The sequence below is a fragment of the Cupriavidus sp. MPR-AND1C genome, assembly GCF_058809705.1.
Genome location: NZ_JBXASU010000056.1, coordinates 1 through 12,916, shown reverse-complemented (window position 1 = coordinate 12,916; position 12,916 = coordinate 1). Strand labels below are relative to the sequence as shown.

Annotated in this window: 9 protein-coding genes; 6 read left to right on the top strand and 3 right to left on the bottom strand. The window is 68.0% G+C overall.

From position 1 onward, the window contains the following. Nucleotides 1-32: 32 nt before the first annotated feature. Nucleotides 33-365 carry a hypothetical protein gene (locus AC1RWI_RS25355; RefSeq protein ID WP_043357448.1) on the top strand — a complete coding sequence of 111 codons (333 nt, stop codon included), beginning with the start codon at nucleotides 33-35 and terminating at the stop codon, nucleotides 363-365. Nucleotides 366-384: 19 nt separating this feature from the next. Here AC1RWI_RS25355 and AC1RWI_RS25350 read toward each other — a convergent pair whose 3' ends face one another. Next, entirely contained in the window at nucleotides 385-2,337 is a 1,953-nt protein-coding gene (locus AC1RWI_RS25350; RefSeq protein WP_043357446.1) for a sensor domain-containing diguanylate cyclase, read from the bottom strand. A gap of 287 nt (nucleotides 2,338-2,624) precedes the next feature. On the opposite strand from AC1RWI_RS25350, the gene AC1RWI_RS25345 reads away from it, so the two are divergent. The 4 genes from AC1RWI_RS25345 to AC1RWI_RS25330 all read left to right on the top strand — a co-directional run bounded on the left by AC1RWI_RS25345 (nucleotide 2,625) and on the right by AC1RWI_RS25330 (nucleotide 9,911). Continuing rightward, nucleotides 2,625-5,852 (top strand): bifunctional diguanylate cyclase/phosphodiesterase, encoded by a 3,228-nt coding sequence (locus tag AC1RWI_RS25345; RefSeq protein WP_492869513.1) that lies wholly within the window; start codon nucleotides 2,625-2,627, stop codon nucleotides 5,850-5,852. 115 nt (nucleotides 5,853-5,967) lie between these two features. Next, nucleotides 5,968-7,068 (top strand): putative 2-aminoethylphosphonate ABC transporter ATP-binding protein, encoded by a 1,101-nt coding sequence (locus AC1RWI_RS25340; RefSeq protein WP_043357442.1) that lies wholly within the window; start codon nucleotides 5,968-5,970, stop codon nucleotides 7,066-7,068. Further along, on the top strand, nucleotides 7,065-8,810 hold the full coding sequence (locus AC1RWI_RS25335) for a putative 2-aminoethylphosphonate ABC transporter permease subunit (RefSeq protein WP_492869510.1): 1,746 nt from the start codon (nucleotides 7,065-7,067) through the stop codon (nucleotides 8,808-8,810). The genes AC1RWI_RS25340 and AC1RWI_RS25335 overlap by 4 nt, the downstream gene beginning before the upstream one ends. 81 nt (nucleotides 8,811-8,891) lie before the next feature. After that, entirely contained in the window at nucleotides 8,892-9,911 is a 1,020-nt protein-coding gene (locus AC1RWI_RS25330; protein WP_043357439.1) for a putative 2-aminoethylphosphonate ABC transporter substrate-binding protein, read from the top strand. Between the two features lie 320 nt (nucleotides 9,912-10,231). Here the strand turns inward: AC1RWI_RS25330 and AC1RWI_RS25325 are convergent, their stop codons facing one another. Further along, on the bottom strand, nucleotides 10,232-10,549 hold the full coding sequence (locus AC1RWI_RS25325) for a PadR family transcriptional regulator (RefSeq protein ID WP_043357438.1): 318 nt from the start codon (nucleotides 10,547-10,549) through the stop codon (nucleotides 10,232-10,234). 368 nt (nucleotides 10,550-10,917) lie between these two features. Here AC1RWI_RS25325 and AC1RWI_RS25320 point away from each other — a divergent pair, with 368 nt between their 5' ends. Next, nucleotides 10,918-11,850 (top strand): DMT family transporter, encoded by a 933-nt coding sequence (locus tag AC1RWI_RS25320; RefSeq protein ID WP_043357435.1) that lies wholly within the window; start codon nucleotides 10,918-10,920, stop codon nucleotides 11,848-11,850. 89 nt (nucleotides 11,851-11,939) lie between these two features. Here AC1RWI_RS25320 and AC1RWI_RS25315 read toward each other — a convergent pair whose 3' ends face one another. Further along, nucleotides 11,940-12,737 (bottom strand): MipA/OmpV family protein, encoded by a 798-nt coding sequence (locus tag AC1RWI_RS25315; RefSeq protein ID WP_492869507.1) that lies wholly within the window; start codon nucleotides 12,735-12,737, stop codon nucleotides 11,940-11,942. Between the last annotated feature and the right edge of the window lie 179 nt (nucleotides 12,738-12,916).

Sequence of the window (12,916 nt, the reverse complement as noted above, 5' to 3'; positions counted from 1 at the left end):
GCAGCCAGGCGGCTGCGCAAAGGAAGTCCATCATGGGTGAAGCAAAACAACGGGGCAGCCAGGCCGAGCGTGCCGACCAGGCCCGCGCGCGGCTCGAAGGCATGCGGCCTGCGCAACTGGTGTGCGGCGCGTGCAAGACGGCGTTCAGTACCTTCGATGCCATCGACGCCCCCAACCTGCGCGGCATCGATGCCGTGTTTGGCGGGCAGTGCCCGAGCTGCGGCAACGATGTGCTGGTATTCAAGGGCGAGCCCCAGGCCGTGGCCGATGCCATGGTGGCATGGGAGCGGATGATGGGTGCGGACACCAAGCTCGGCTATCAGTCGCGCGATGGCAAGCACGTGCCGTTCGAAGAAGGCAAGTAAGTCAGCCAGGCGAGCTAAGTCAGCTGTCCAGCAGTTCCGGCGGCCCCATCTCGAAGCGGCCCCGGCCTGCCGCCTTGGCGCGGTAGAGCAGGGCATCGGCCTGGCGCATCAGCTCCTGGTCCGGCATGGGCGCGCCCTTGTAGAGCGCCACACCGATGCTCACATCCACATCGGCAAACACCCCGTCGATAAAAAAGCGCCGGCTCACCGAATGCACGATGGCCTGCGCAATGCGCTGTGCATTGGCCGCGCCGCCGATATCCTCCAGCACTACCGCGAACTCGTCGCCGCCCAGGCGGGCCACCGTGTCGCGCTCGCGCACGCAGCGCTGCAGGCGCCGCCCGAAGGCCTGCAGCAGCAGGTCGCCGGTGATGTGGCCGTGGAAGTCGTTGACCGCCTTGAAGCGATCCATGTCCAGGTAGAGCAGCGCCATGAGCCGGCCGTCTTCGCGGCTGCGCGCCATGGCGGCCTGCAGCAACGCCTCGAAGGCGTTGCGGTTGAGCAACTGGGTCAGGTGGTCGAGCCGGGAGATGCGCGAAAGCCGCAGGGTCTCCAGCTTGCGCTGGGTCACGTCCTGCACATGCACATGCACGCCCACCACATGGCTGCCATCCGCGCTCCATTCGGGGCGCAGGCTGGTCTCCATGCAGCGGTAATCCGGATCGTTTTCTTCCGTCTCGAACGTCACCGCGCTGCCCGCCAGCGCTTTTTGCAGGAACGGCCGGGCGCGGGCATAGCGGGTGTCGCCGATCACCTCGCGCACGGTCATGCCGCGCAGCGCCTGCACCGTAATGCCGAAAGTCCGCTCGTAGGCGAGATTATTGAAGACATAGCGCTCGTCGGGCCCGATAAAGGCCAGCAGCGCGGGCAGCGTATCGGTGACCGCGCGCAACTGGCGCTCGCTCAGGTCGAGCTGCTCGCGCCGTTCGCGCACGTCACGCATCAACTGCCCGAAGGCGCGCGCCAGGTCGCCGATCTCGTCACGCTGCTGCGCCGGCAGTTTCTCGTAGGCCGCGAGGTCGCGCGCGCTGTCGCTTACCACCTGGTGCAGGCGCGTGAGCGGCGTCAGCAGATGCCGCACCGTCAGCCAGATCAGCAGGGCCACCACCGCCAGCGACAGCAGCGCCAGCGCGAGAAAGCGCACCTGCATGGCGTGCAGCGGCGCGAACGCCTCCTGCGCGGGCAGCACCGCTACCAGTTCCCATCCGGTGCTCTCCATCAGGTAGCGCGAGATCAGCGGCCTGGCGGGCGAGAGAAACTCGACACGCCCACTGTGGTCGTCGACGCCGCAGGTGTCTCCCAGCGCGCGGGCCGGCTGCGTGGCCTTGGCCGGATCGGGGTGCCGCACATAGACCGGCATCCGACCTCCCGATACCAGGCAATAGAAGCCGGTGGTGCCGAGCCGGTTGTGGGTGATCTCCACCAGGAAGTTGGCGCTCGACAGGTCGAGCCAGCCCCCCAGCACGCCAAGGAATTCGCCTTGCTTCGAGACAATGGGCACCGCCACCAGCACGCCGGTCGCGCCATTGATACGGGCGCGGATAGGCGGGGTGATCACGGGCTCGAGGGTGCGCGCGGCTTCGCGGAAGTAGTCGCGGTCGGCGATGCTGACCTGCACGCCATCCCTGGCCAGCACGCGGCCCTGGGCATCGGCCAGCATGAACGCATTGAAGGCGCCTGGCACGGGAATCCGCCGCTCCAGCAGCAGGCGCAGCTCGGCGCCCGGGCGGGAAAGCTCGCCGGCCAGTTGCGGCGCCACATGGGACAGCAGGGTGACGCGGTCTTCCATGGCGGTGTCGAGCTGGTCCGAGGCGAGCTTGACGATGGAATCCTGCTGGTCTTGCAGCGCGGCGCGCAGGTCGTCGTGGGCGTAATAGAGCGATGCCAGCACGATGCCGGTACCAAGCACGGCGGCAAGCGCCGTGGTAATCAGCGCGAGACGCGCCTTCAGGGAAAGCGAAACTTGGGGCATGCGAGCCGGCGGTGTCGGGGGACGGCGCGCGCCTTCTGGACGGCCGGCCCGCACGGTTGCCGGGAGTCGGGCTTCGGCAGGCTTGCAGGCCCGCCAACCCTACCACAAGCGCTAGCCCCGCGCGAGTCTGGCATGGGCGCGCGCGGGCCGCGCCCGCCAGCGTGTGGCGCCGTACGTTACGGTGGCGCGCCGGGGGTGGGCGAGCCATTGCCGCCACGGTATAGTGGACCGTCGCCCTGCGGCGGCAGGGCGAGGCCACCGAGGGCTCCCATGCGCACCCCCAATTCATGAAACTGCCCTCAATTTCGCCAGTCCTGCTGTCCCTGCTGGTTGCCGCGGCCGGCGCCCTGGCGACTGGCGGCGCGTGGCGCGGCATGCATACGCTTGAAGCCGAGGTGGCGCGGGACGATTTCGAGGCGGTGTTCTCGCCGGTCTTCTCCGCCTTGCAAAGGCGCTTGCAGGACAACGAGCAGCTGCTGCGCGGCACCACCGGGCTGTTCGCCGCCGATCCCGCCCTCACCCGCGAGCAGTGGCGCAACTACCTGTACACCACCCAGCTCGATGACCTGCCGCCCGGCACGCATTCGATCGGCTATGCGCGCCTGACCCCGCCACGCGAGCTCGACTGGCTGGTCGAGACGATACGCCGCGAGGGCCAGCCTGGCTTCGAGGTCTACCCGCTGGGCCCGCGCGACGTGTACGCGCCAGTTGTGTATGTCGAGCCCTTCGCCGGGCGCATCACGCGCGCGCTTGGCTTTGACATCATGTCCGATCCCGTGCGCCGCGCTGCCGCCGAGGCTGCCCGCGATAGCGGCGAGGCGCGCCTGAGCGCTGGCGTGGAGCTCACGCGGGAAAGCGAAACGCAGGCGCCGCAGCGTGGCGCGGTGCTGTACCTGCCGGTGTACGGCAGTGGCCTGCCGCTGAACACCCCCACCCAGCGGCAACTGGCAGTGACCGGCTACGTCTATACCTCGCTGCGCCTGGAAGACCTGCTGCGCGGGGTCGGCCTGCCTGCGGCCGGCACCTTGTCGTTGCTGCTTTATGAAGGACGCGACACCAACCCCGGCGCGCTCCTGGCCGGTGACGCCGAGCCCGTGCCGGCTGGCGCGCCGGTCCCGGCGCCGTTGCTGCAGGCCGAACGCGAGCTGACCTATGGCGGCAGGGTCTGGACCTTGCGCGCCACCACCACGCCAGCCTTCGAATCGGCGCATCGCCCGCGGCGCTCCATGCTGGTACTGGCGGGCGGCACGGCAGGCACGCTGCTGCTAGCCTGGATTGTGTTTGGCCTGGCGCGCCAGCGGCGCAGCGCGTGGCAGCTCGCAGCGCGGGTGCGCCAGGGCCGGCAGGCGGATAGCGCCCTGCAGCGCGCGGGCCTGGCCAGCGCCAGCGATGCCTTCCTGGTATGCGATGCCGGCGGCCGTGTCCAGATCGCCAGCGCGGCGGCCACCGCACTGTTCGGCAAGGCGCCGGACCAGTTCCCCGGCACCCTCATCGCCACCTTGCTGCCCGATGCCGCCACGCTGGCCGCGACGGCGTTGGAGGGGCGGCTGGAGAGTCACGCCCGCAGGTCCGACGGCACCATCATTCCCGTGCGCGTGGCGGTGACGCCGGTGCCCGCTGCCGGGCCCGGCCGGGTGCTGTGGGTAGTGACCGACCTGAGCGCCATCCGCCGTGCCGAACTGGTGGCGGCCGACGTGGCTGAGCGCAGCGCGCGCGTGCTCGATCACACCGCGCTGTGCGTCATCACCTTCGACCGCAACGGCACGGTGACCGGCATCAACCGCGCCGGCCAGCGCATGCTGTGGTACCAGGCCAGCGAGGTGGCCGCGGGCATGCGCTATCTGGACTTCCTCGATCCCAAGGAGGTTACGGCGCGCGCCGCCGTGCTCACCAACGAGCTGGGCGAGCCGGTGGCGCCGGGCCTGGCCGCCGTGGTCGGCAAGGCCCGGCTCGGGCTGACCGACGAACAGGAGTGGACCTATGTCCGCAAGGGCGGCTCGCGCCTGCCGGTGCAACTGACGCTGACCGCGCTGCCCGAGGCGCACGTGCCCGGCGGCACGGGGGACCCGCCGGCCCCGGCCTTTGCTGGCGAGGCCGGCATCGGCGGCCTGGATGCCGGCGGCTATCTCGCCATCGCGCATGACCTGACGGAGCGCAAGCGTGCCGACGAATACATCCGGCACCTGGCGCATCACGACGCGCTTACGGGCCTGCCCAACCGCGCCCAGCTGCATGCGCGCACGGAACTGGTGCTGCAGCGCGCGCTGCGCAAGGGCGAGCGCATCGCGCTGCTGTTGCTCGATCTCGACCAGTTCAAGCGCATCAACGAATCGCTCGGCCACCACATCGGCGATGAGGTGCTGCGTATCGTGGCCGATCGCCTCAAGGCCGCGGTGCGCTACGCCGATCTGGTCGCCCGCATGGGCGGCGACGAGTTCGTGGTGGTGCTCGACCCGTTGAGCCAGGACAGCGAGGCCGAGCTGGTCGCCGCCAAGATCCTGGCCCGCTTGTCGGAAGACCTGCAGCTAGGCAACCAGCGCCTGCGCGTGACGCCCTCGATCGGCATGGTGCTGTGCCCCGACGACGGCGACAACCTGGCCGACCTGCTCAGGAACGCCGATGCCGCCATGTACGCGGCCAAGCGCCGCGGCGGTGCGCAGCTCAGCCGTTTCTCCAGCGAGATGGCCGAGGCATCCATGGCACGTTTCACCATCGAGGGGCTGCTGCGGCGTGCGCTGGCCACCCAGGCGTTCAAGCTGCGCTACCAGCCCATCGTTGACACGGCCACGTTGCGCATTGCCGGCGTGGAAGCGCTCATTCAATGGGAAACGCCGGAGCGCGGCGTGATCCCGCCAACGGAGTTCATCCCGATTGCCGAGCAGAGCGGCCTGATCATGCCGCTGGGCGAGTGGATCCTGGCCACGGCCTGCCGCGAGATCCAGCAACTGCGCAGCGAGCTTGGCGTGGAGCTGGATGTGGCGGTGAATATCTCGCCGCTGCAACTGCGCCAGGAAGGGTTTCCCGCCATGGTCACGCAATGCCTGGCGGCCGCCGGGCTGCCGGCGTCGAGCCTCACCATCGAGGTGACGGAGGGCATCCTGATCGAGGGCGGCAGCAAGACCATGGACACGTTTGAGCGCGTGCGCGCGCTCGGCGTGGGATTGTCGATCGACGATTTCGGCACGGGCTATTCGGGCTTGAGCTACCTGACGCGGCTGCCGATCGACAAGCTGAAGATCGACAAATCCTTCGTCGACGATGTGGCGCACGATGAGCATCACCAGGCCGTGGCGGCCGCCATCATCACCCTTGGCCACCAGCTCCACCTGCAGGTGGTGGCCGAAGGCGTGGAGTCGCCCGCGCAATTCGCCTTCCTGCGCGAACATGGCTGCGACGCCGTGCAGGGCTACCTGTTCTGCCAGGCGGTGCCGCTGGCCGGCCTGATGGAGATCTGCGCGGCAGGCGGTGAAGTGACCATGCGGGCCTGGGCGCAACGGCTGCCGGCCGCGGATTGAGGCGCATCCCCAAAATCCGCCGATACCCGCATCGGGATTCTTTGCCCAACTGCCACACGGCTGGCATGCGCCGCTCCTATGCTGCCCGCTGTTATCAAAGCGCAGAGGGTTGTCCATGCAAGCAGGTGAGTCCGCGCCGGGCCGCGCGTTCCTGGCGGTCGAGCAGGTAGGCAAGCGTTTCGGAGGGGCGGGAGGGTTCCAGGCGCTGGACGGTGTTTCGCTGTCGGTGGCGCAGGGGGAACTGCTGTGCCTGCTGGGCCCATCGGGTTGCGGCAAGACCACCTTGCTGCGCATCATTGCGGGGCTGGAGCGCGAGGACACGGGCCGTATCCACGCCGGCGGGCGCGAGCTGACAGGCTTGCCGCCGCAGGCGCGCGACTACGGCATCCTGTTCCAGTCTTATGCGCTGTTTCCCAATCTCTCGGTGGCCCGGAATGTGGCCTACGGCTTGCAGGGCCGCGGCATGGGACGCGCGCATCGCGAGGCCCGCGTCGCGGAAATGCTGTCGCTGGTAGGCCTGGCCGGCAGCGAGCGCAAGTTCCCCGGGCAGCTCTCGGGCGGCCAGCAGCAGCGCGTGGCACTGGCGCGCGCGCTGGCGCCGGCGCCGTCGCTGCTGCTGCTCGATGAGCCGATGTCGGCACTCGATGCGCGGGTGCGCGAGCACCTGAGGCTGGAGTTGCGCCAGTTGCAGCGGCGCTTGAACGTCACCACCGTCATGGTCACGCACGACCAGGATGAGGCCATGGCGATGGCGGACCGCATCGCCGTGATGGAGGGCGGGCGCATCGCCCAGGTCGGCACGCCCGGCGAGATCTACGAGCGCCCGGCCTCGGCCTTCGTGGCCGAATTCATCGGCCAGGCCAACTGGCTGGATGGCCGGCTCAGCGGGCGCGATACCTTCAGCGTGGGCGAACTCGACCTGGCCGTATCCCCGGCCCGTGCCAGCGAGGTGGCTGATGGCGCAGCCCGGCTATGCTGCCGCCCGGAGGCCATCCGGCTGCACCCGGTTGAGGGCGAGCCTAACCGCCTGCTGGCGCGCATTGTCGACCAGACCTATCTGGGCAGCCGCTACCGCTTGATGCTGGAGGCTGACCGCCTGCCGGGCCACACGCTGTTTGCCGACGTGCTGCGCGAGGAACGCCATCTGCTGCCGGCGCCGGGTAGCCACAAGTTCTGGGTGTCGCTGCCCAGCCAGGCGCTGCAGGTGTTCGCATGACGCGCGCATGGCCCGTGGCCGGGGCGAAGGCCGAAAGCGATGCCGCTGTCAGTTGCGGGCGCGGCACCGGCGGCGCGGCGGACCGCATCGCGCATGCCGCGCCCGCCGCGATGAAGTGGCTCTGGCTTGCCGGGCTGGCCGTGGCGCTGGTGCTGCCGCTGCTGGCGCTGTTTGGCCAGGCGTGGTTCGATGACGCCGGGCGCTGGGCCTTGCCCGCGCGCGTGGCCGAACTGGTCGCCAACCCGAATTTCCTGCCGCTGCTGGGCCGCAGCGTGGCCGTCTCGCTGACCGTGGCCACGCTGGTGGTGCCGCTGGCCTTTGGCTTTGCCTACGCGCTGCAACGCTCCCGCATTGCGCTCAAGCCGCTCTGGCGGGGCATTGCGCTGCTGCCGTTGTTTGCCCCTTCGCTGCTGCCGGGCATCGCGCTGGTTTACCTGTTCGGCAACCAGGGCGTCTTCAAGGGCGCATTCGGCGCGGGCGGCATCTATGGCTTCTGGGGCATCGTGCTGGGCGAGGCCTTCTACACGTTTCCCCATGCGCTGATGGTGCTGATGGCCGCGCTCTCGCTGGCTGACGCGCGCCTGTACGAGGCCGCGCGCGCCATGGGGGCCTGCGCCTGGCGCACCTTCCTCACGGTGACGCTGCCGGGCGCGCGGCACGGCCTGTTTGGCGCGGCATGCCTGGTGTTTACGCTGGTGGTGACGGACTTTGGTGTGCCCAAGGTAGTGGGCGGCGGCTATCCGGTGCTGGCGCTGGAAGCCTACAAGGCCGTGGTGGGGCAACAGCAGTTCGCGCGCGGCGCGCTGATCGGCATGCTGCTGTTGTTGCCGGCGCTGCTGACGTTCGGCGTGGACATCGCCATGCAGCGCCGGCAACGCGCGCAGATGTCGAGCCGTGCCCAGGTCTATGTGCCCAGCCGCGACGGGCTGCGCGACACGTGCTGCACGCTGGTGGTGATGGTGATCGGCGCCGCCTTGCTGACCATGCTGGCGGCGGCGGTGGGTGCTTCGCTGGTCAAGCTGTGGCCATACAACCTGCAGCTCACGCTGGCGCATTACGACTTCGACAATATGGATGGTGGCGGCTGGCTGGCCTATCGCAACAGCTTGCGCCTGGCCGCGCTGAGCGCACTGGCCGGCACGCTGGCGATCTTCTTCGGCGCGTGGCTGACCGAGCGCACGCGCGGGCCGGCATGGCTGCATGGCGTACTGCGTGCCGGCTTTGTGTTGCCGATGGCGGTGCCCGGCCTGGTGCTCGGGCTGGGCTATGTGTTCTTCTTCAACGCGCCGTCCAATCCGCTGCACGCGCTCTACGGCACCATGACGCTGCTGGTGATCTGCAATGTGGCCCACTTCTACACCACCGGCCACCTCACCGCCGCCGCCGCGCTGCGCCAGCTCGATGCCGAGTTCGAGGCCGCCGCGCTGTCGCTGGGCGTGGCGCCGCTGATCACCTGCTGGCGGGTGACGGTGCCGATCTGCCTGCCCGCGTTGATCGATATCTTCCGCTACCTGTTCGTCTCGGCCATGACCACGGTATCCGCGGTGATCTTCCTGTACAGCCCCGATACCGTGCTGGCCGCGATCTCGGTGCTGAACATGGATGACGCCGGCGACACCGCGCCGGCCGCGGCCATGTCCACGCTGATCCTGCTGACCTCGGCGCTGGCCTGCCTGCTGCTGATGGGCGCCGCGCGCGGCTGGCTGCGCCGCACGCAAGCCTGGCGCGCGCCGGCGCCTTGATTCGCCGTCGCAAACCGGCGCCTGCGCCACGACACGCCTTTCACGACCCGAATTTCACGACACGCCTTACAAGGAGAAACCATGACTCACCTGTTCCGCACCGCCACCGCCGTGGCCGCCTTCGCGCTGCTGGCCGGCGCCGCCCATGCCAATACCGTGCTGACGGTGTACACCGCGCTGGAGGCCGACCAGATCGCCGCCTACAAGGCCGCGTTCGAGAAGGCCAACCCGGACATCGAGATCAAGTGGGTGCGCGACTCCACCGGCATCGTGACCGCCAAGCTGCTGGCCGAGAAGGCCGCGCCGCGTGCCGACGCGGTGTGGGGCCTGGCCGGCTCCAGTCTCGCCATTCTCGACAAGGAAGGCATGCTGCAGCCGTACGCGCCGAAGAACCTGGCGGCGGTGGACGCGCAATACCGCAGCGCCGCCAATCCGCCGGCATGGGTTGGCATGGACGTATGGGGCGCGGCAATCTGCTTCAACACCATCGAGGCGCAAAAGCAGGGCTTGCCCAAGCCCACGTCGTGGGCCGACCTGACCAAGCCGGTATACGCCGGCAAGATTGTCATGCCGCATCCGGCGTCGTCGGGTACCGGCTACCTGGATGTGAGCGCCTGGCTGCAGATGATGGGCGAGCAAAAGGGCTGGTCCTACATGGACGCCCTGCACAAGAACATCGGCCTGTATACGCACTCCGGCTCCAAGCCTTGCAAGATGGCGGCGCAAGGCGAGTTCCCGATCGGCATCGCGTTTGAATACCGTGCGATGAAATCCAAGAAGGAAGGTGCGCCCATCGACATCGTGCTGCCGTCCGAAGGCCTGGGCTGGGACATCGAGGCCACCGCGATCATCAAGGGCACCAAGAACCCGGATGCGGCGCGCAAGCTGGCCGACTTCTCCGCCTCGTCCGACGCCATGGCGCTGTACGAGAAGAACTTCGCGGTGCTGGCCATCCCTGGCATCGCCAAGCCGGATCCGCTGCTGCCGGCCGACTACGAGAAGCGCCTGATCAAGAACGACTTCACGTGGGCCAGCGCCAACCGGGACCGCATTCTTGCCGAGTGGAGCAAGCGCTACGAAGGCAAGGCCGAGAAGAAGTAAATCAGTCAGAAGGCAAAGAAGCAGAAGCTGGCGATCAGCGCCAGACAGCTAGCCCGGGCAAGTGGTGCGCAATCTAGCGCGTACGGCTTGCCCGGGCGCTTTCATTGATGCAAAGCATGGTGGTCCACGCAGAAACGGGTACGTTATTCGTCGCATGACGAGTTGCGGCAAAACGTCCCCGTTTGGGCGTTTTTGGTGGACAGCATGCAGGGGTAATGTGAGGAGAGGCGATGGCGTGAGTGTGGACTCACGCTGCCCTGGCGCGAGCGCCGTCGGGGCGCGGCGCAAAAAGCGGCCAAGCCTGGCCGCCGTGCTGGCAGTCAGCTGTGGGACGCTTCCGAGGGATCGCTGCGCGAGTGCAGCCGGCGATACAGATCGTCCACATGGCTGCGGCTGCTGCGCAGTTCTTCCCGGCCACGTTCCGTGATCAGGTAGACACGCCCGATGCCGTCACGCAGGACGCTTTCCATGTAGCCTTCCATCTGCAAGGCGCGCAGCAAGGGACGGACGGTGCCAATGTCCACCTGGAAGCCGTACTCCATCAGCATCTCGGCGAGCATGGCCACGGTGGCCGGTACCTCGACGGCAAATTGGAGGACGTAAATGCGGGCTAGCAAGCCAAGGAACTGTCGTTTCATGACGCTGCAAACGCGTCATCTCCCATTGCGGTTGACGTTGATTTATAGTTGTGAACCGTGCGCCGCAAAAAAAAGAAGCCGCCACGTGAGTGGCGGCTTGTCGGGAATGCGTCGGAGGGGTCAATTAACTCTGGCGCAGATCAGATTTTAAAATAACTAAACACGACTTGTCACGCAACTCATGTAGCTGTCCCCTCTTCAGTAGGGTGTCAACGTGGCGATCCCGCTAAAAAAAGCCTGTTAATTCACTTATTGGCGGTAATCCGGGGCAGGGAGATGTCCGAAACCAGCTTGCGGCCACACCGGCACCGGGGTTTAATCCGGGCACGCCATCCTCGTTTCGTCTCGTCTCCTTCCCCCTCCCCGCCATGAAACCCACCGACCTGATTCGCCTGCTCAGCCTTGCCGCCATCTGGGGCGCCAGTTTCCTGTTCCTGCGGATCAGCGCGCCGGTGCTTGGTCCCCTGACCGCCGCCTTTCTGCGGGTACTGATCGGGGCGCTGACGCTCCTGGCCTGCCTGGCGATGATGCGCGTGCGCTGGGACATGCGCGGCAAGTGGCGCCAGGTCATGGTGCTGGGCGTGATCAACTCGGGCATCCCGTTCGCCATGTACTCCTTTGCGGCGCTGTGGCTGCCGGCAGGCTACTCCGCGGTGTTCAACGCCATGACGCCGCTGATGGGCGTGCTGATCGGCGCGTTGTGCTTTAGCGAGCGGCTGACGCTGGCCAAGGCCGGCGGTGTCGTCCTCGGCGTTGCCGGTGTCGCGGTGCTGACCCGCACCGGACCGGTAGCATTCTCGCCCCAGGTGCTGCTCGGCGCCGCCGCCTGCCTGGTGGCGACAGCATGTTACGGTCTGGCGGGCTTTCTCGCGCGGCGCTGGATCACCGCGCAGGGCGGTCTGGACGCCCGCCTGGTGGCAACGGGCAGCATGATTGGCGCCACCCTGTTCCTGCTGCCGTTCAGCGCGGTTGCACTGATGCGCGAAAACACGCTGCCGGCGGCCGGCCCGGGCGTGTGGATGGCGATGCTCGGGGTGGGGATGCTTTGCACGGCGATTGCGTACATCCTGTACTACCGGCTGATTGCCGACCTGGGTCCGGTTCGCTCGCTGACCGTGACCTTCCTGATCCCCCCGTTCGGCATCGTCTGGGGCGCCATCTTCCTTGGCGAGCAGTTGTCGTGGGCACACGCCGCCGGCGGAGCGCTGATCGGGATGGCCGTCTGGCTGGTGCTGCGGCCCGCCGCCCCGGCTGCGAGCGCGAGCGCGAATGCGGTGGCGTCGGGGCCGGGCCGGCCCTGACGGCGGAAGGCCCGGCCATCTGGCCATCCCGCCCATCCAGCCTGCCTCTCGCTACCTCGCGCTACCTGCGCTACCCGTGCTGCCCGCGCTTAGCGGAAACGGTAGGTCACGGCGCCCATGGTGGTCCATTGCTGGCGCCGCTCGGTGATCGGGCTGCTGGCCGCGTCGCCCTGCAGCCGGGCAAAGGTCACGGAGGCCAGCGCGGACCAGTTGCGCGAGATCTCGTAGCTGACGATGCCGTTCGCATGCCACTCGCGCAGGCCAGCACCCACGGCATGCGTCTGCAGGCCGGAACGCGCGCTCTGCTCCGCCGTGACGCCGAAGAACGTCTGCATGTACTTGCCGTTGGTCCAGGTCACTCCTGGCCCCAATGTGAATAGCCACTTACCGGCTGGCAGGCTGAACAGCACATCGCCATTCGCAATCAGGCCCTGGCCCTGGCCAGCGATATCCTGCGCCACATCCGCCGAGAACGTCACGAACGACACCTGCGCCTGCGCGAATGCGCGCGCCCGCATGGTCATGTTGACGTCGCCCAGGCCTCTGAGCCGGCTGTCATTCTTGCTTTTGCGCCAGGTCGGGTCGAACTGGAAGTCGGCGCCGATCTGCCAGATATCGTTGTTGAGCGCGTAGACCCCGAGCAGGTCGAAGCCGCGCGAGAAGAAGCGGCCGCCGTAGTCGATGTCCTGGTAGATGATCGGATAAACAAGCGTGCTGCGCGAGCCGGGGAAATCCGGCGCGGCGTACAAGCCCGGGCCGGCAGAGATCTTCCAGTTACTGGCGGGCGCGGTGGTGGCCGGCACGTCAGGCGCTGCCCAGGCGGCTGTGGCGCCCAGGGTGAGGGCTAGAGCCAGAAGTGCGCGGCGGGGCGCGAAGGGGATGGGCATTTTGACGCGGAGCGGGTTTGAGTGGGGCCGCGCTGCGCGCGGAGGCTAGCGCCGGATTTTAACTGGAGGGGGAGGGGGTGGGGGGATTTGGCAGGATGGAAAATGCTCACCCATGTGCTTGAACGCAAGTGCCGCCTGCCCGCGTGAACGGTGCCGGGGGCTTGAGCCGGGCTTAATCC